Annotated in this window: 14 protein-coding genes; 2 read left to right on the forward strand and 12 right to left on the reverse strand. The window is 57.8% G+C overall.

The window, feature by feature from the left end:
* Positions 1 to 335 precede the first annotated feature (335 nt).
* The 6 genes from UN63_RS13395 to UN63_RS13420 form a co-directional block, all read right to left on the reverse strand.
* Entirely contained in the window at positions 336 to 1,250 is a 915-nt protein-coding gene (locus UN63_RS13395; RefSeq protein ID WP_104487361.1) for a Dyp-type peroxidase, read from the reverse strand.
* A gap of 104 nt (positions 1,251 to 1,354) precedes the next feature.
* Positions 1,355 to 2,416, reverse strand: coding sequence for an ABC transporter ATP-binding protein (locus UN63_RS13400; RefSeq protein WP_104487363.1), 1,062 nt, complete (start codon positions 2,414 to 2,416; stop codon positions 1,355 to 1,357).
* Positions 2,416 to 4,038 carry an ABC transporter permease gene (locus UN63_RS13405; RefSeq protein ID WP_104487366.1) on the reverse strand — a complete coding sequence of 541 codons (1,623 nt, stop codon included), beginning with the start codon at positions 4,036 to 4,038 and terminating at the stop codon, positions 2,416 to 2,418. The genes UN63_RS13400 and UN63_RS13405 overlap by 1 nt, the downstream gene beginning before the upstream one ends.
* 34 nt (positions 4,039 to 4,072) lie before the next feature.
* Positions 4,073 to 5,086 (reverse strand): Fe(3+) ABC transporter substrate-binding protein, encoded by a 1,014-nt coding sequence (locus UN63_RS13410; protein WP_104487368.1) that lies wholly within the window; start codon positions 5,084 to 5,086, stop codon positions 4,073 to 4,075.
* A 231-nt stretch (positions 5,087 to 5,317) separates the two neighbouring features.
* Positions 5,318 to 6,544, reverse strand: a complete 1,227-nt coding sequence (locus UN63_RS13415) for an ammonium transporter (RefSeq protein WP_104487371.1) — start codon at positions 6,542 to 6,544, stop codon at positions 5,318 to 5,320.
* A 15-nt stretch (positions 6,545 to 6,559) separates the two neighbouring features.
* A complete protein-coding gene (locus UN63_RS13420; protein WP_104487374.1) occupies positions 6,560 to 6,898 on the reverse strand; it encodes a P-II family nitrogen regulator in 339 nt (112 codons plus the stop codon).
* Positions 6,899 to 7,072: 174 nt separating this feature from the next.
* On the opposite strand from UN63_RS13420, the gene arfB reads away from it, so the two are divergent.
* Entirely contained in the window at positions 7,073 to 7,489 is a 417-nt protein-coding gene (gene arfB / locus UN63_RS13425) for an alternative ribosome rescue aminoacyl-tRNA hydrolase ArfB (protein WP_104487376.1), read from the forward strand.
* 113 nt (positions 7,490 to 7,602) lie between these two features.
* Here the strand turns inward: arfB and UN63_RS13430 are convergent, their stop codons facing one another.
* Both UN63_RS13430 and UN63_RS13435 read right to left on the reverse strand, forming a co-directional pair.
* Positions 7,603 to 7,962, reverse strand: a complete 360-nt coding sequence (locus UN63_RS13430) for a YacL family protein (RefSeq protein ID WP_104487379.1) — start codon at positions 7,960 to 7,962, stop codon at positions 7,603 to 7,605.
* A 62-nt stretch (positions 7,963 to 8,024) separates the two neighbouring features.
* The gene (locus UN63_RS13435) at positions 8,025 to 9,065 is read right to left on the reverse strand and encodes a sterol desaturase family protein (protein WP_104487381.1); all 1,041 of its coding nucleotides are present in this window, start codon (positions 9,063 to 9,065) and stop codon (positions 8,025 to 8,027) included.
* Positions 9,066 to 9,479: 414 nt separating this feature from the next.
* Between UN63_RS13435 and UN63_RS13440 the strand changes: the two genes are divergently transcribed.
* Entirely contained in the window at positions 9,480 to 10,874 is a 1,395-nt protein-coding gene (locus UN63_RS13440; protein ID WP_104487383.1) for a uracil-xanthine permease family protein, read from the forward strand.
* Between the two features lie 371 nt (positions 10,875 to 11,245).
* Here UN63_RS13440 and acnB read toward each other — a convergent pair whose 3' ends face one another.
* The 4 genes from acnB to aceF all read right to left on the reverse strand — a co-directional run.
* The gene (gene acnB, locus UN63_RS13445; RefSeq protein ID WP_104487385.1) at positions 11,246 to 13,843 is read right to left on the reverse strand and encodes a bifunctional aconitate hydratase 2/2-methylisocitrate dehydratase; all 2,598 of its coding nucleotides are present in this window, start codon (positions 13,841 to 13,843) and stop codon (positions 11,246 to 11,248) included.
* 227 nt (positions 13,844 to 14,070) lie between these two features.
* Positions 14,071 to 16,338: a patatin-like phospholipase family protein gene (locus UN63_RS13450; protein WP_104487388.1), complete on the reverse strand. Its 2,268-nt coding sequence runs from the start codon at positions 16,336 to 16,338 to the stop codon at positions 14,071 to 14,073.
* 208 nt (positions 16,339 to 16,546) lie between these two features.
* Positions 16,547 to 17,977 carry a dihydrolipoyl dehydrogenase gene (lpdA, locus tag UN63_RS13455; RefSeq protein WP_104487390.1) on the reverse strand — a complete coding sequence of 477 codons (1,431 nt, stop codon included), beginning with the start codon at positions 17,975 to 17,977 and terminating at the stop codon, positions 16,547 to 16,549.
* Positions 17,978 to 18,140: 163 nt separating this feature from the next.
* Positions 18,141 to 19,270: dihydrolipoyllysine-residue acetyltransferase (aceF, locus tag UN63_RS13460; protein ID WP_104487393.1), on the reverse strand; the 1,130-nt coding region annotated here is incomplete at its 5' end.

The raw sequence follows: 19,270 nt of genomic DNA on the forward strand, positions 1-19,270 counted from the left end.
ACCTGGGGATAGGGGCTGGTGAACCAGAAACAGCCCTGCAGTAACCCCTCCCCAACCCTCCCCTTGCGTTACACCTCTCTGTTCTTCTGCTGGAAAGAGGCCAAGGGGAGGGAGCTAAAACAGACACCGCTGTGAACCCCGAGATGTACCGTAGCCACCGCTTCAGCTGGCGGGATCAAACAGGCAATCCGGAGTATTCAGCACATACAGATTGCCTACTGGCGCTGCATTTTCTGATGGATCGCGCCGAATAAATTGGCGCCGACAGAGGTCACACCAAAACCACAAACAACTTGGGCGGCTTACGGCTTCAAGCTGATCGCTTACCGCTTTGTTTACACGTCACCCTGCATGGTCAGCCACTCTTCCGAGGGCGCGAAGAAGGCGGCGCCGGTTTCGGCCTGGGTGAAAAGAGTCAGGTGATCGAAGTGCCCGGCTTCGTCGGGCTGGTACATGCTCTCCAGCATGCGGGTAAAGTGCAGTGGGGTGTTACAGCAAGAGATAAACACCAGGCCCTGTGCGCTGGCCGTGCCCCAAGGCATGCTCTGGCGCAGAATTTCCATGCTGTTGCCGGCGGCGTCCTTGAGGCTGGTTCTTTTGGTGTGAGCAGACGGGGCCTTTTGTGCCGACTCGTACTCGATATTGTCGGATTTGGTTCGGCCATACACATCTTCCTGCGCCTTCACTGCCAGCTTCTGCCACCGGGCCATCTTGTGCTTGTAGCGCTGCACATGGATGTAGCTGCCATCGACGAAGCGCCCTTCTCCCACCAGCGCCACGGCGGTCCTGTCTTCACCCTGGGGATTTTCTGTTCCGTCCACAAAACCGGTCATGTCGCGACCGTCGAGATAGCGAAAACCCTGACGTTCGTCTTGCAGTTCAACTTTACCGTCCAGAAGGGCCATTACCCGCTGCACGGCGATATAAGCCACGTCCAGCCGGTCGGCGCGCAGCTGAAAGAACAGATCGAAGGGAGTTTCCGGGGCGATGCGCTGGCCTTGCTGCTGGGCCGGAAAGGGCGTCAGCTCCGCCGGGCGAGCGCCGGGATAAAGTTCATCCCAGGCCTCGTTGCCCACCGCCACCAGACCGGAGAAGGCCGCATCCGGATAGTCCTGTCGCAGCCCCTGCCACAGGGCCGGTATCTCGGCCAGAGCGGATCGCACCGCCTCGAAGCGATCGGGGCGGATCTCGAACATCAGGTAATGGGCATGAAGATTGGGTTCGGCGCAAATACCGGCTTGTGCTGTCATCGTCTGCTCTTCCGTTGCTTCGAAAAAGGTCAGTATAACGACAAAAACGGGGACTGGGGACTGTCCATTAGGAGTCCCAAGTCACAAATCCCCGGCTCCCGGAGTCAGGCGACGGCGCGCTGGCCTTCGGAGTCGGGGAAGAAGGTCAGGGCATGAGGCATCACCTTCACGCTTACCTGACTGACAGCCGGCAAGGGCTCGTTGATGCTCACTTCCAACTGCAGGCTCTGGCACTCCACCACACAGCGGGTATGGGTGCCGAGAAACTGCTGCTCCAGCACCCGGCCGTTGCCCTGTTCGGTCAGCGACAGCTGAATTTGCCGTGGGCGCAGCATCAACTGACCGCTGGTGCCCGGGTCGGCGTTCAGTGCCGCCTGACTTATGATGGGGCCCATGGCGGTCAGCAGGGTGCTGTTGTCGATCACGGTCGCGGGCACATAGTTGGCCTGACCGAGAAAGTCGGCCACGAAACGGCTTTGCGGATGCTGATACAGGGTTTGCGGCCGCCCTACCTGCTCGATATGACCGGCACGAAACAGCGCCAGCCGATCGGAGAAGGCAAAGGCTTCTTCCTTGCTGTGGGTGACGAAGATGGCGCTGATCCCCTGCCCCTTGAGCAAGTCCCGGATTTCACCGATCAGACGCATCCGCACCTGGGTGTCGATGTTGGAGAAAGGCTCGTCCAGCAACATCAGTCCCGGCTGGCAGATCATGGCCCGGGCAATGGCGACCCGCTGCTGCTGGCCACCAGACAACTGGTGCGGGTAACGCGCGCCCAGATCTGCCAGATTCACCAGCTCCAGTACCTCGGCGACCCGCGTCTTGATGCGCGCCTTGTTGCTTTCCTTGCTTTGCAGACCAAAGGCCACGTTTTGCGCCACGTTCAGGTGCGGAAACAGCGCGTAGTCCTGAAAAATCATGCCGATGTTGCGCCGCTCGGGCACCACTTCCACGCCGTTACCGTTCATCTGCCGGCCATCGATATAAATGTCACCCCGGGTCACCGGCAGCAAGCCCGCCACCGCCTTCAGCAGCGTGGTCTTGCCACAGCCACTGGCGCCCAGCAGACACATGATTTCATTTTCGGCCACCTGCAATGACAGGTCATCCAGAATGGGATTGCCGTTATAACTACAGCGAATGCCGTTTACATCCAATGCCGCCATCAGTGATGCTGCTCCAGTGATCGATTCAGGAAAATCAGCGGTATCAGCCCCACCAGCACGATGACGATGGCGGGCAAGGCCCCCACCTCCAGCTGCTCGTCGGACACAAACTGATATACGTAGGTCGCCAGGGTTTGAAAATTGAAGGGCCGCAGCAGCAGGGCCGCCGGCAGCTCTTTCATGCATTCGATAAACACCAGCAGGGCGCCGGCCAGCATACCCTTGCGGATCAGCGGCATGTGCACCTTCATCATCATGGCGCCCGGGCCATAGCCCATGGTCTGGGTCACCATATCCAGCGACGGCGACACCTTGCCGATGCTGCTTTCCACCGCCCCCACCGCCATGGCGCCGAAGCGGACCAGATAACCGAAAGCGATGGCGGTCATGGTGCCGGTCAGCAGCAGGCCGGGTTCGCTCATTCCCAGCCACAACGCCAGATCGTTAATGGCAAAGTCGAGGCTGGTCAGGGGCACCAGTACCCCGATCGCCAGCACGGTACCGGGCAGCGCATAGCCCATGCTTGCCAGCCGCATCGGCAATACCGTGTAGGTTTTGCCGGTGAGTCTGTGGGTCATGCCCAGCAATAGGGCAATGAGCAGCGCCAGCCCGGCCACCAGCGTCGACAGCACCAGGCTGTTCATGCTGTATTCGAAGAAGCGCGCATTCCAGGCCTGTTCAAAATAATGAATGGCGTGATAGCAGAGAATGACGAAGGGCAACAGAAAGCCCACCAGCACCAGCCCCCAGCAAAACACCAGGGCGCCCCATTTCGATACGCCACTCAGTTGATAGCCGGTTTCCTGTTCGTGTCCCATTCCCTTCTGAAACACCTGCTGGCGCTTGCGACTGATGCGCTCGAAACTCAGCAACAGCATCACCACCAGTAACATCATGGCAGCGATTTTGGCGGCGGCATTGAGGCTGCCATATCCCAGCCAGGTGTCGTAGACCGCCGTGGTCAGGGTATTGACCGCAAAGAAGTTGACGGTACCGAAGTCGGCCAGGGTTTCCATCGCCACCAGTGACAACCCCACCGCGATGGAGGGTCGCGCCAGCGGCAGACTGACTCGCCTGAAACTCTGCCAGGGCGTACAACCCAGCAGTCGGCTGGACTGGATCAGGCTGGTGGACTGCTCCAGAAAGGCGGTACGGGCCAGCAGATAGACATAGGGATACAGCACCAGCCCCAGCATCAGGGCGGCGCCGCCGAGAGTACGAATGGGCGGGAAATAATAATCGGCGGCAGACTGCCAGCCAAACCACTGCCGCAGTGTAGCCTGCACCGGGCCGGAGAAATCCAGCAGATCGGTATAAACGAAGGCAACAATGTAGGAAGGCATGGCCAGCGGCAGGATCAGCGCCCACTGCAGCCAGCGTTTGCCGGGCAGCTCGCACATGGCCATCAGCCAGGCGGCGGGAACCCCGCATAGCAGACTGAACACCATGACCAGCAACACCAGCCAGAAGGTATTGTTGATATACGCAGGAAGCACCGTGCTCCACAGATGACGGAAGAGGTCTTCTGCGGGTAACAGTGCTTCATATAATAATGCCATAACAGGCAAGGTCAGCAGCAGAGCCAGTGCCCAGCTGCCGACCGTCCAACCAGGTCTTTTCATCTACAACTCGAAACGGGGGCTGACCCCCGTCTTTTTACAGGTCGTATTGGACTTCGTCCATCAATTGCACCGCTTCTTTGGCATGTTTTGCCACATCGGTCAGCGGGCGCGTATCTGCCTTGAACTCACCCCAGCTCTTCACCAGCTCGGACGGTTCAACACCCGGCTTGACCGGATATTCGTGGTTGGCAGAAGAATACAGGTGCTGAGCTTCATCACCGGCCAGGAATTCCATCAGCTTGACGGCCGCATCCTTGTTCTTGGCGTGCTTGGTCAGCGCCACGGCAGAGATGTTGACGTGAGTGCCACGATCCGCCTGATTGGGGAAGTTGATATAGGCGGACTCGGCCCACTCGCGCTGCTTGTCATCGGTCAGCATAACGCCGTAGTAGTAGCTGTTGCCCAGGGCATAATCACAGACACCGTCTCTGATGGCCTTGACCTGATCCCGGTCACCACCCTGGGGCTTCTGCGCCAGGTTGGCTTTCAGGCCTTCGAGCCAGGTCTTGGTGTACTCTACGCCGTGCTCGTCAATCATGGAGGCGGTCAGCGCCACGTTGTATGGGTGCTTGCCACTACGGGTACAGATTTTGCCCTTGTACTTGGGATCGGCCAGCTCTTCATAGGTGATGTCGTCTCGCTTGCCGACCCGGTCAACCGAGCTGTAAACGGCGCGGGCACGAGTAGTCAGGGCAAACCACTTGCCGTCTGCATCACGATACTGGGCCGGAATACTCTCTTCCAGCACCTTGCTGTCAACCGCCTGGGTCAGGTCTTTGTCAACCACGTCCATCAGGCGGCTGACGTCGACGGTCAGTACCAGGTCTGCCGGCGACAGGCGGCCTTCGCGTTGCAGGCGCTCACCCATACCGTCCTTGATGAACACTACATTGACGTCGATACCGGTTTCCTTGGTAAATGTGTCGATGATCGGCTTGATCAGAAAATCCTGGCGATTGGAGTAAACATTAACTTCTTCGGCAAAGGCCTGGCTGGTGAAGCTGGAAACCAGCAAAGCCGCCGCCGACAGGAAAAATTTCTTAGACATCATCCAGATCCATTTAGTTGAGTGAGAATAGTTACCGTTTAGAAGTATACCCGGACGCAACCCGGAATCAATAAGTAACTGGCATCTAAATAGTAAAAGTTTTCATCCTCAATAGTATTCCCTCTTTGAGCCGGATTTTCCTTGCGCTGGATCAGCTGCCAGACAAAAAAATAAAGGGAGGCCTCATGGCCTCCCTTCGTCAGACTCGACGGACTTGCCTGATAACGGCGCTTAGTGGCGCTTCAGGGTTACAAACTCGGGATAGGCGTCGATGCCGCAATCGATCTTGTCCATGCCCGACAATTCGTCCTCTTCGGTCACGCGAATTCCCATGACCTGCTTCAGTACATACCAGACCAGCAGGCTGGCGCCGAATACCCAGCCGCCGATCACCAGGATACCGGCCAACTGACCCCACAAGGTGGCATCGGGGTTGGCCACCGGTACCAGCAAGAGACCCAGCACGCCACAGACACCGTGTACCGAAATGGCGCCCACCGGATCATCGATACGCAGCTTGTCCAGCACCACTATGGCATAGACCACCACAATGCCCGCCAGTAGGCCGATACCGGCGGCCCACAGATGACTCGGTGAAAGCGGATCGGCGGTAATGGCCACCAGACCGGCCAGGGCGCCATTCAGTACCATGGTCAGATCGGCCTTGCCCCAGGTCAGCTTGGTCACCACCAGGGCGCCGATGGCACCGGTAGCGGCGGCGGCATTGGTGTTGACAAAAATCCTGGCGACGGCGGTCGAGTTTTCCACATCGGAAAGCAACAACTGGGAACCACCGTTGAAGCCGAACCAGCCCATCCACAGGATAAAGGTACCCAGGGTTGCCAGCGGCATGTTGGATCCGGGAATGGGATGAATGGCACCATCCTTGCCGTATTTACCTTTACGGGCACCCAGCAGCAAGACCCCGGCCAGCGCGGCGCTGGCGCCAGCCATGTGCACTATGCCGGAGCCGGCAAAGTCGAAGAAGCCCCACTCAGACAGGAAGCCACCGCCCCAGGTCCAGTAGCCTTCCAGCGGATAGATAAAAGCGGTCAGTACCACCGAAAACGCCAGGAAAGCCCACAGCTTCATCCGCTCGGCCACGGCTCCGGATACGATGGACATGGCGGTAGCGACAAACACCACCTGGAAGAAAAAATCGGCTTCCAGCGCATGGTCGGCGTCATCGGCCTGGCTGCCGATCAGGCCGCCCAGGCTCGGCAGCCAGCCGCCTTCGGCATTGTCCACGTACATGATGTTGTAACCCACCAGCAGGTACATGGTACAGGCGATGGCAAACAGCAGAATATTCTTGGTCAGTATTTCGGTGGTGTTCTTGGCGCGCACCAGGCCGGCCTCCAGCATGGCGAAACCCGCCGCCATCCACATCACCAGCACGCCGGACATCAGAAAATAAAAGGTGTCCAGGGCAAACTTCATTTCGGTTAAGGTATCCATTATGCTTTCCCTCGCTTAAATGGCTTCCATGTCCCGCTCACCGGTACGAATACGCACGGTTTGCTGCAGGTCATAAACAAAAATCTTGCCGTCGCCGATCTTGCCGGTGTAGGCGGTTTCGGTAATCGCTTCAATCACCAGTTCAACCTGGTCACTCTGAGTGGCAATCTCGAGTTTTATCTTGGGCAGAAAATCCACCGTGTATTCGGCCCCGCGATACAACTCTGTGTGTCCCTTCTGGCGACCGAAACCTTTCACTTCCGTCACCGTCATGCCATCGATACCGACGTGGGCCAGCGCCGAGCGCACGTCATCGAGCTTGAAGGGTTTGATAATGGCGCAGATCATTTTCATGGTGAGCTTCCTTGTGTGTCTGGTTTGATTAAAGACAAACAAGCTTCGTGCCAACTTTATTATTACTTTATTTTCAATACGTTAAACTGAACCACCGGATTGATTTGAGCACCGTGATATGATGCTGGTGCAGTAGACACACTAAAAGCACCAAGGTGGTGCAATGGAGTCACCATGTTATCTCTATCGGCCCGAGTGCAGATCCCCGAGCAGGAACTGGAATTTATCACCATGCGCGCCAGCGGCCCCGGTGGCCAGCATGTGAACAAGACCGACTCGGCGGTGCAACTACGCTTCGACTACGCCAACAGCCCCAGCCTGCCCGACGTCTACAAGGCGGCGCTGCGGCAAATGAAGGACAACCGGATACTGGCGTCGGGCTGGATCATGATCCGTGTCGAAAGCCATCGCAGCCAGCTGATGAACAAGGAAACCGCCAGGGAAGCCCTGGTGGCTCTGCTGCAGGAAGCCGGCAAGCCGGTAAAAGTGCGCCGCGCCACCAAGCCGAGCAAGGCCGCCAAACGCAAACGCGCCGACAGCAAGACGCTCAGAGGCAAAATAAAAAGCGGACGGGGGAAGGTAAAGCTGTGACTGATGAATAGGGAATAGGGAGCAGGGAATGGGGAATGGGGAATGGGGAGTGGGGAATGGGGAGTGGGGACTCGATCGTATCATCCCTAGTCCCCAATCCCTGTTTACCGCCTTTATCGGTTACTGCAGAAGTCTCGCCATTGTTCCAGTACCCGGGCCAGATCGTCCAGACCGCAGCCGGCGTACAGCTCATCATCGTAATAGGCCAGGCCATCTTCCATCTCGTCGGTGTCGAAGGCCAGGGCATGGGCGCTGATCTCAGCCTCTTCCCGGGTCAGCAGCAGGGTACACTCGGGATACGTCTTCTTGAATTCCTCCGCCTCGCCCGCTTCGAGGGTCTTGATGGTCGAAAGCAGCTCCGTCGCTTCGGCAATGCCGACCTCGTCGGTCAGCCACTGGCCCATCACTTCGTGGCCCATGGTAAAACGGGCTCTATGATGACCATTCAGATCCCGAAAAAATTCAAACTCCACAGGCACCTCCAGCAATAAAGCCGCGATTCTACTCCCGGTCGCCGGTACTGAACAGCGCTGTTTCAACCGGCTAGGTCCGGCGGTGGGCGCCGACCGGCCAATCGCAGCCGCAGGCGGTCCCGTAACCGGCTGAAAGTAAGGATAAAGGGCAGGAAAATCAGCGCCCACAGGCTGCGGTAGCGGTTGTTTTCCGGCTTGCCTGCGCCGAAGGTCAATACCTCCGGCTGCCAGCCGGTGACATAGAGGGTGCCGAACATCCAGTCCCAGACCGACAGGTTGGTGCCGAAATTGCGGTTGAAATGCTTGGGGTCGTTGCTGTGATGGATCTGGTGCTGGGCCGGGCTATTGATCACATGCTCGACCACAGGGCCGAACGACAGCCAGATGTGGGTATGCCGCAGGTTGGCGGCCAAAGAGTTGAACAGCAGCACCAGATAGCTGGAGCCGAACAGGGTATATTTGCTGACGCTGCCGCCGCAGAGATAATAGAAACCACCGGCATAGGCGCCGATAAAGAGCCCCTTGGCCAGCTTTTCCGCCACCTTTTCCACCACATGGATACGGCTGGCAGTGGCTGGCACCATCACCTCTGCCGAGTGGTGTACCTTGTGAAACTCCCACAACCAGCGACAGTGAAAGGCCCTGTGCACCCAGTAATGCACGCAGTCAGCAATCAGAAACAGGCCCAGGCCATAGAGCATCATCAGCCCCATGTTTTCACCCAGTCGTGGCCGCTCACCCCAGACCTGCTCGAAAAAGCCCACATAGTCCCGGGACTCCCAGATATAGGGATCAACCAGCCCGACCACCGGCAGCACAAACAGCAGTTTGAGCACGCCGCGCACCAGATAGTACTGATAGTCCAGCCGCGCCGAAGGGTGCCAGAATACGTCACGGCCGCCGATAAAACGCCAGTAGCTGGTGGCGGTCGTGGTGCCATCCTGCTGGCGCAGCCGATAGAGCAGCAGCGCCGCCAGATAGGAAATGCCCAGAAAAACCACCGAGAAACGGCCATTGAGATCGAAGACGCCTGTCAGCCTGTCAATCAGCGGATCCAGCAGCAGGGCCTGCAAAGACAGGAGCAGCTCATCAAGGCGTTCCATGTTTCATCTCCGTGCGATTAATTCGGTCTGGCACTCCAGCCGGGTGCGCACGAGATTCTAAAAGAAAACCATTCGCAACACTATTGCAAATAACAAATGTCAGATAACAGATGGTAACCAACGGCCCTCATCGCCCCCGAACGATCACGCCTTTCCCCGGATTCACAGGAATCAACAACAGCATTGTTCACAATAATCCGTGTAAATTCAGTTCTAGGAAACTGGCCTGATGCATTTATCTCCAGTATCCTATGCCGCTTTCCTCCACCCGAGGGAATATTCGGTCATATTTCGCAAGCTACGCAGACAAAAAATCTTTACATGAAGAAAAGCTGACCCGTAAGACAGGCCAATCATAAAAAAAATCAGGCCGTCTAATTAACAAACTGTACACACTATTGGAACGCAGACACCATGAGTCATGACCCGCACCATCAGACCAGCCAACAGGAACTGGTCTACAAGCTACACGACAAACCGCCCTTCGTTCAGTCTCTGTTCGCCGCCATTCAGCATCTGCTGGCGCTGTTCGTGGCCGTGATCACACCGCCGCTGATCATCTGTCAGACTCTCGGTATCCCCGCCGCCGACACTTCTCACATTATCAGCATGTCGCTGTTTATTACCGGTGTGGCTTCCTTTATTCAGATGAAACGTTTCGGCCCCGTCGGCACCGGCCTCTTGTCGATTCAGGGAACCAGTTTCAACTTTCTCGGCCCCATCATCGCCAGTGGCCTGGCCATGAAAGACGCTGGCGTCACCACCGAAGCCATGCTGGCCGCCATTTTCGGTACCGCCCTGCTGGCCGCCCCCACCGAGATGATTCTCTCGCGTTTTCTGCATCTGGCCCGTCGTGTCATCTCGCCGCTGGTCAGCGGCATCATAGTCACCCTGATAGGCCTGACCCTGATCCAGCTGGGCCTGACTTCCATCGGCGGCGGTTTCGGCGCCATGTCCAGCGGCACCTTCGGTGCGCTCGATAACCTGGCCCTGGCCGGCACCGTGCTGGGTATCATCATTCTAATGAACCGCAGCCGTAACCCCTATGTTCGCCTTTCGTCCATTCTGGTTGCCATGGTCACCGGTACCCTGCTGGCCTGGTACATGGGCAAGCTGGCACCGCTGGAAGGCACCCTGCCCTCCATGGCCTTCCCCATTCCGCTGCAATACGGCCTGGGTTTCGATGCCTCGCTGTTTATTCCCCTGGTGCTGGTGTTCCTGATCACCGCGCTGGAAGGCATCGGCGACACCACTGCCACCTCGGAAGTGTCCGGCGAGCCGGTCAGTGGCCCCGTTTACATGAGCCGCCTCAAGGGCTGCGTGCTGGGTGATGGCGTCAACTCCTCGCTGGCATCCGTCTTCAACACCTTTCCGGTGTCTACCTTCAGCCAGAACAACGGCGTGATCCAGATGACCGGCGTCGCCAGTCGTCATGTGGGCTTCTTCGTGGCCGGCATTCTGATGATCATGGGCCTGTTCCCGGCCATCAGCACCCTGGTGCAGCGCATTCCCGAGCCGGTACTGGGTGGCGCCACCCTGGTGATGTTCGGCTCCATCGCCGCCGCCGGGGTACGCATCCTGTCTCGCGAGCGTCTGGACCGTCGCGCCCTCTTCATCATGGCCATTTCGTTCGGCATGGGCCTGGGCATCTCCCAGCGTCCCGAGATCCTGCAGTTCATGCCTGAACTCATCAAGAACGTGTTCTCTTCCGGCATCGCCGCCGGGGGTATCACCGCCATCCTGATGAACCTCATCATGCCGCTGAGCCAGCCGCAGGCAGATGAAACCACCGAGCAGCAGGCCGGTTAAACCGCTAGTTTATCTCGCATGAAGGGCCGGTATTCACCGGCCCTTTTTTTTGTATTTGTGAAATGAGGGGTAAGAAGAGAATGGCTAATCCGGATTAATACCAATTACATAAAACAAATAAGCTATTTCATTTCAGTGTAAACGTCGGACAACGGGCCCGCTCCGCCGACTCGCTATGAATACCTCCATGTACGCTCTCTGTTTCATCCCTGAAACAGAAGGTCGGCTGAGCAGATCCCGTTGTCCTCCGTGATACTCCGGCGTGGCCTGTACCGGAGGCCTCAATATGATCAGATACTTAATAAGACTCGCATAACAGAAAAGCCAGCCCGAGGGCTGGCTTTGACGTTCATGCTGTTACTTCAGCGGCTTTAGATGGCCTGCTGGAAAATCACCGTGTCGGCTTTTTCCACGTAGCTGTCCAGCTCGTCGAAGTTCAGGTAACGGTAGGTGTCGGCCGCGGTGGCGTTCAGCTCCCTGGCGTAGGCCTGATATTCCTCGACCGTGGGCAGCTTGCCGTGGATGGCGGCAACAGCAGCCAGCTCGGCGGACGCCAGGTACACGTTGGCACCCTTGCCCAGGCGGTTGGGGAAGTTACGGGTAGAGGTGGACACCACAGTCGTGTTATCGCCTACCCGCGCCTGGTTACCCATGCACAGAGAGCAGCCCGGAATTTCGATACGGGCACCGACCCGACCGAAGATGCCGTAATAGCCTTCGGCTGTCAGCTGATCCCGATCCATCTTGGTCGGCGGTGCCACCCACAGACGAGTCGGCAGCTGGCCCTTGTACTTGTCGAGCAGCTTGCCGGCGGCACGGAAGTGACCGATGTTGGTCATACAGGAACCGATGAATACTTCATCGATCTGCTCGCCGGTCACCTCGGACAGCAGACGGGCATCATCCGGATCGTTGGGCGCACACAGAATGGGCTCCTTGATCTCGCTCATGTCGATTTCCAGCACATGGGCGTACTCGGCATCCGCATCCGCCTCCATCAGTTCTGGGTTGGCCAGCCACTCTTCCATGCCCTTGATGCGACGCTCCAGGGTACGCGGATCGCCGTAACCTTCGGCCATCATCCACTTCAGCATCACGATGTTGGAGTTGAGGTATTCGGCAACCGGCTCCTTGTCCAGCTTGATGGTACAACCGGCGGCGGAGCGCTCGGCAGTAGCATCGGCCAGCTCGAACGCCTGCTCGACCTTCAGCTGGGGCAGACCTTCGATTTCCACGACACGGCCGGAGAACTCGTTGATCTTGCCTTCCTTGGCCACGGTCAGCAGACCGTTCTGGATGCCGTAGTAAGGGATGGCATGCACCAGATCACGCAGTGTGATACCGGGCTGCATTTCGCCCTTGAAGCGCACCAGTACCGATTCCGGCATATCCAGCGGCATAACGCCGGTGGCAGCGGCGAAGGCCACCAGACCGGAGCCCGCCGGGAACGAAATACCGATAGGGAAACGGGTGTGGGAGTCACCGCCGGTACCCACGGTATCGGGCAGCAGCATACGGTTCAGCCAGGAGTGGATAACACCGTCGCCCGGGCGCAGCGAGACGCCGCCCCGGTTCATGATGAAGTCCGGCAGCGTGTGGTGGGTGGTCACGTCTATCGGCTTGGGATAGGCGGCGGTATGGCAGAACGACTGCATGGTCAGATCGGCAGAGAAGCCCAGACAGGCCAGATCTTTCAGCTCGTCCCGGGTCATGGGGCCCGTGGTGTCCTGAGAGCCAACCGTGGTCATCTTGGGCTCGCAGTACTGGTTGGGGCGCACGCCTTTCACGCCACAGGCCTTGCCGACCATCTTCTGGGCCAGGGTAAAGCCCTTGTTGGAGGCGACTACCGCAGCCGGACGCTTGAACACGGTGGAGGCATCCAGACCCAGCGCTTCGCGGGCCTTGTCGGTCAGGCCGCGACCGATGATCAGCGGAATACGGCCGCCGGCGCGGACTTCGTCCAGCAGCACGTCGGTCTTCAGCTTGAAGGTGCTGACCACTTCGTCGCTGTCATGACGACAGATCTTGCCTTCATAGGGATAGATGTCGATCACATCGCCAGTGTTCAGTTTGGTGACATCACACTCGACGGGCAAGGCACCGGCATCTTCCATGGTGTTGAAGAAGATGGGGGCAATCTTGTTGCCGATACAGATGCCGCCGGCGCGCTTGTTGGGCACGAAGGGAATATCGTCACCCATGTGCCACAGCACCGAGTTGGTGGCGGACTTGCGGCTGGAGCCGGTACCGACCACGTCACCCACGTATACCAGCGGGAAGCCTTTTTCTTTCAGGGCTTCGATGGCCTTGATGGGACCGATAACGCCTTCTTCGTCCGGCTCGATACCGGGACGGGCGTTCTTCAGCATGGCCTGCGCATGCAGCGGGATGTCAGGGCGGGACCAGGCGTCCTGAGCCGGAGACAGGTCATCGGTGTTGGTTTCACCCGGCACCTTGAATACTGTCATGGTGAACTTGTCGGCCAATGGCGCGCGTTCCAGGAACCATTCGGCCTCGGCCCAGGACTGCATTACCTGCTTGGCGAAGGCATTGCCGGCCTTGGCCTTTTCATCCACGTCGTGGAAGGCGTCGAACATCAGCAGGGTGTGGCTCAGGGCCGTGGCGGCGATCGGTGCCAGGGCATCGACGTCCAGCAGCTCGACCAGGGGCGCTATGTTGTAACCGCCCTGCATGGTGCCCAGCAGTTGTGTGGCCTGTTCGGCAGACACGACCGGTGAACTCACTTCACCCTTGGCCACGGCCGCCAGAAAACCGGCTTTTACATAAGCGGCTTCATCAACACCCGGGGGGATACGGTTAGACAGTAATTCATAAAGGAAGGATTCTTCGCCAGCGGGGGGATTCTTGAGTAATTCAACCAGGGCGGCAACTTGCTCTGCGTCGAGGGGTTTGGCAACCACTCCCTCGGCGGCACGTTCTTCGACGTGTTTACGATAGGCTTCAAGCACGACTGTATCCTCTTATTATCATTCGCCACCTAGGGCGGAAATATCCTTGTTGGGAGCGTCCTTGCTGGGGGCTAGTCCCTTGCGGATGCCGCAGCAGTATATAAGTTTTAACCGTAAATTAAAATCGAGCCCCTCTGCCCTTTGGTTCAATACGAGACTAAGCCGATGTTTTTAAAATAATTATCGACATATTCAAACGCATCCAAATTACAAACAAGCCATTAACATCAGAAGCTGAACAGGTTACCGAAATACAGATAAACACTGCTTTTATCTCCCTCACCCAGGCCATAAGCCAGATACAAGGGGCCCCAGTTGGTGTCTACGCCGATGAAAACACTGCCCGCCGTCAGCGCCGACTCCCAGCTGACCTCGGCGCCGGCATTCCAGACCCCGCCCCGCTCGAGTGAGCCGCCCAGATAGACCGGCGAGCGGAAGGCGCCGAAGTCGTTATCGAACCAGCGATAGTGGTAAAGCAGGCCGCCAAAGCCACTGTATCGCCCGTTGAGCTGATCGCGCTGATAACCGGACAGATTGAACAGCCCACCCAGACTTCGGGCAAACACCGGCACGTCCTGTTCGGCACTGGAGCCGCCGAAAGACAGCTTGCCGATAAAGGTATGGCGATCATGCTGATAGGGCCTGAGCCATTCCAGCTCGTAATCCAGGCCCGTAATGCTCTCTCTGCCGCCGTCGAACTCCAGACCGTTGCGATAATAACCCAGCTGTAATTCCACTGCCTCACCGTGGGTAGGGAAAAAGACGTTATCCAGGGTATCGTAATTGAAGCGCAGATAAGGGCCGACCGAGTCGACTTTAAGCCGCCGATCGATATTGCGCGTCTCTATGTCTCCCAGTAGTCCCTGCACCCCCAGCGCCAGCTCGCTCCAGGGACGCAGGTTGTAGCCCAGCTCGCTGTTCAGGCTCCAGGTCGAATAATCGAATTCCAGGTTGGTCAGCGGCCGGAACAGCTCGGACTGAGGATCGTTCGGATCGAAGAAAAAGCTGCGACGGCGCTGTTCATATTCACCACGCAACTTCCAGAACGCATCGTAGTCGGTGACAATCGGGGTATATATTTCGGTGGCCAGCTGCTTGTTGCTGCCGAAGGTGGTCTCCACCAGCCATTCTCCGCCCAGCATGTTGAAATTGGTGCGGCGGAACTGAGCGCCGATTTCATAATTGGATCGATTCGAGAAGTCGTCTTCCAACGCAAACTTCAGATCGACAAAGCCCGGACCCCAGCCTTTTTCACTGGTCTGCACCGTCAGTACCTGCTCGCCCTCATCTTCTTCGATGCGATAGCTGACCCGCTCGAAGGCATCCAGGGCGTAGAGCCGGCGCACGCCATCTTCCAGATCTTCCGTTTGATGGAACTGGCCCGGCACCACTCCCAACACATCGCGGACCACCTTCTCGCTGAGTTTGGAGCGATTCTTTACTTCGATCCGGTCCAGGTAGACGGCGTCGGAACGTTGCAACTGCGCCCGTCGGTCGAGCTTGTCGGACTGATAGGCGTAATAGTCTTCTTCGCTCAGCACCAGCCCCTGCAAGCGGGGCAGCAAGGCAAGTGCTGCCTTCTCTCCCCGAAGAATGGCCTCGGGCATCAGCTCGAAATCGCCGACACCAATACCCCCGATGGCCGGGGTGATCAGAATGTCATCCGCCGACATCAGGGCAATCTGGCGTTCGGTGCTGGAGCGAGTCAGGTAGTTGGTGAGCTGGCTTACCATGGCCAGGGCGCCGTCCAGTTGTTTTCGGGACAGCATGGCATCGCCGATATCCACCGCGATAATGATGTCGGCGCCCAGCTCCCGCGCCACGTCCACCGGCATGTTGTTGACCACTCCCCCGTCGGCCAGCAAACGCTCGTCGATTTCCACCGGTTGCAACACCCCGGGTACCGACATTGAGGCCTGCATAGCCGTCGCCAGGTGTCCTTCTTTCAGTACCACCGGGGTCACGGTTTCCATGTCGGTGGCCACGGCGCGAAAAGGTATCGGCAGGTCGTCGAAGCTGTGCAGGCCCGGCAGGTTGAGGGTGCTCTTTCGCAGCAGCGCCCCCATGGCCTGCCCCTGAAAGAAACCACCGGGCAGATTCAGCTGCCAGTTCTGATCGATGCCGATATCGGTGCGCAGCAAGAATTCGTCGTTCTGGCGCTTGCGCCTGAGCGACAGCTCGTCTCGCCCCACCTTGTCCTGGTAGCCCTGATTCCAGTCAAGTCGCAGCAGTTGCTGCTCCAGCTCGGTGGCATCCAGCCCCAGGGCATACATGCCAGCCACATAGGCACCCATGCTGGTGCCGGTGACGATATCTATCGGAATGCGCTGCTGCTCCAGCATTTTTATCACCCCGATGTGGGCGGCTCCCTTGGCACCGCCGCCGCTGAGCACCAGGGCGATTCTGGGTCGTTCGGCCCGGGTCTGATCCGTGTCTTGGGAATGGGCCGAAAAGCTGCTTAGCAATAACAGCAGGGGCAATAGATAAGGGCGCATGGCAATCCGGCAGCAACAGGAAAAATTATGTTCGTATTGTATGCCGTCAGGCCGAAAATGGGGAGAGCCGGGGGAATGGGGAATGGGGAATGGGGAATGGGGAATGGCAGCGTAACCCGCTAGTCCCTAATCCCAAGTCCCCATTCCCTGAAATAAAAACGCCCGGCTAACAAGCCGGGCGCAAATACTACAGACAGCAAGAAGACGTTTACTTTTTCTTCTTCTTGGCCTTGGCGTTTGGCATATCGGTGATGGTGCCTTCGAATACTTCGGCTGCCATGCCCACAGACTCGTGCAGAGTCGGGTGAGCGTGAATGGTCAGCGCGATATCTTCGGCGTCGGCACCCATTTCGATGGCCAGACCGATTTCACCCAGCAGTTCGCCGGCGTTGGTACCGATAGTGGCACCACCCAGCACGCGGTGAGTTTCCTTGTCGAAAATCAGCTTGGTCATGCCGTAGGAAGAGTCGGAGGCGATGGCACGGCCGGAAGCCGCCCAGGGGAAGCTGGCCACTTCAACATTCAGGCCTTTTTCCTTCGCTTCTTTCTCGGTAATACCTACCCAGGCAACTTCTGGCTCGGTATAGGCGATAGACGGAATCACCTTCGGGTCGAAGTAGTGCTTCATGCCGGCGATAACTTCGGCCGCTACGTGACCTTCGTGCACACCCTTGTGGGCCAGCATCGGCTGACCGACGATGTCGCCGATCGCATAGATGTGCGGCACGTTGGTACGCAGCTGTTTGTCGACGTTGATGAAGCCACGCTCGTCCACGTTGACACCGGCTTTTTCTGCGTCCAGAGACTTGCCGTTCGGGCTACGGCCGATGGCCACCAGCACGGCGTCATAGGTGAAGGTCTTGCTCTCGCCTTTCTTGTCTTCCATGGTCACGTGAATGCCGTCGTCTTTGGCTTCCACTTTGGTGACCTTGGTTTCCAGCATCAGGTTGAACTTGTTTTTCACCTGCTTGGTATAGATCTTGATGAGATCTTTATCGGCAGCCGGGATCACCTGGTCGAACATCTCGACCACGTCAATCTTGGAGCCCAGAGAGTAATACACGGTACCCATTTCCAGGCCGATGATACCACCACCCATAACCAGCAGCTTCTCGGGCACTTCTTTCAGCTCGAGGGCGTCGGTAGAATCCCATACACGAGGATCTTCGTGCGGGATGAACGGCAGCTTGATCGGACGAGAGCCGGCGGCGATGATGGCGTTGTCGAAGTTGATGGTGGTGTTGCCACCCTCGCCTTCTACGACCATGGTGTTGGCACCGGTGAACTTGGCAAAGCCGTTCACGACCTTGACCTTGCGCATCTTGGCCATGCCACCCAGACCCTGGGTCAGCTGACCGATCACTTTTTCTTTATGTGCGCGCACCTGGTCCAGATCGATGTTGGGCTCGCCAAACGTCACACCATGGCTGGCCATCACCTTGGATTCTTCGATGACCTTGGCGATGTGCAGCAACGCTTTGGAAGGAATACAGCCAACGTTCAGACAAACGCCGCCCAGAGTTGAGTAACGCTCAACGATTACGGTTTCCAGACCCAGATCGGCAGCACGGAAAGCGGCAGAATAGCCAGCAGGGCCCGCGCCCAATACCACAACCTGAGCTTTGACTTCTTGACTCATGGTGACCTCTATTATGATTTTTAGCTCCGTTCAAGCAATGGTCGAGCAAGGGCCGCTGAAAAGCCCGGGCTCGAGATGACCACTACAGGTGAAACGGGCCAAAGTTTACTGTTCTGTTACTAAAAAGAAAGTAAAAAGGCAGGCGAATGCCTGCCTTGTCACATTAAAGGGCTAAACGACGAAGGTCGCTCAACACACCACTCATCATGGTGATGAAACGAGCACCATCGGCGCCGTCAATCACACGGTGGTCATAAGACAGAGCCAGCGGCTGCATCAGACGGGGCTCGAACTCTTTACCATTCCACACCGGCTTGATGCTGGACTTGGACACACCCAGAATGGCCACTTCAGGCGCATTCACGATCGGGGTGAACTGGGTGCCACCGATACCGCCCAGAGACGATATGGTGAAGCAGCCGCCCTGCATGTCGGCAGAAGTCAGCTTGCCGTTACGGGCCTTCTTGGAGATTTCTCCCAGTTCCAGTGCCAGTTCGCGAATGCCTTTCTTGTTCACGTCGCGCACGACCGGAACCACCAGACCGTTGGGGGTATCTACCGCCACACCGATGTGGATGTACTTCTTCATCACCAGAGACTGACCGTCTTGTGACAGTGAAGAACAGAACTTGGGATACGCTTCCAGCGCCTTGGCAGCGGCCTTCATGATGAAGATCAGCGGGGAAATCTTGTAACCCAGCTTCTGCTTGTCGGCGATGGCGTTCTCGGTTTTGCGGAAGTCTTCCAGATCCGTGATGTCGGTTTCGTCAAACTGCGTCACGTGCGGGATTTTCACCCAGTTGCGGTGCAGGTTGGGACCGGAAATCTTCTGGATACGGGTCAGGGCCACTTCTTCGATTTCACCGAACTTGGAGAAATCGACCTTGGGCCAGGCCAGTACTTCCATGCCGTTGCCGGCAACGGCCACACCGGCGGGTTGACCGGCAACCTGCTTGATGATGCCCTTGACGTAGGTCTGGACGTCTTCTTTCAGGATGCGGCTCTTGGGACCGGTAGCGGCAACCTTGGACAGGTCGACACCGAATTCACGGGCCAGGCGACGCACAACCGGGGTCGCGTGCACGTAGGCGTTGTTCTCGACGAACTCGGCCTTGGCGGCAGGCGCGGCGGCGGCTTGAGGAGCGGCAGCCTTGGGTGCTTCGGCCTTGGTCGGAGCTGCGGCAGCCGGTGCAGCCACGGGGGCGGCGCCTGCTACTTCAAAGACCATGACCAGAGAGCCGGTAGAAACCTTGTCGCCGGTGGCGATCTTGATTTCCTTGACCACGCCGGCGA

This window comes from Oceanisphaera arctica (genome assembly GCF_002936955.1).
GTDB classification, from domain to species: domain Bacteria; phylum Pseudomonadota; class Gammaproteobacteria; order Enterobacterales; family Aeromonadaceae; genus Oceanimonas; species Oceanimonas arctica.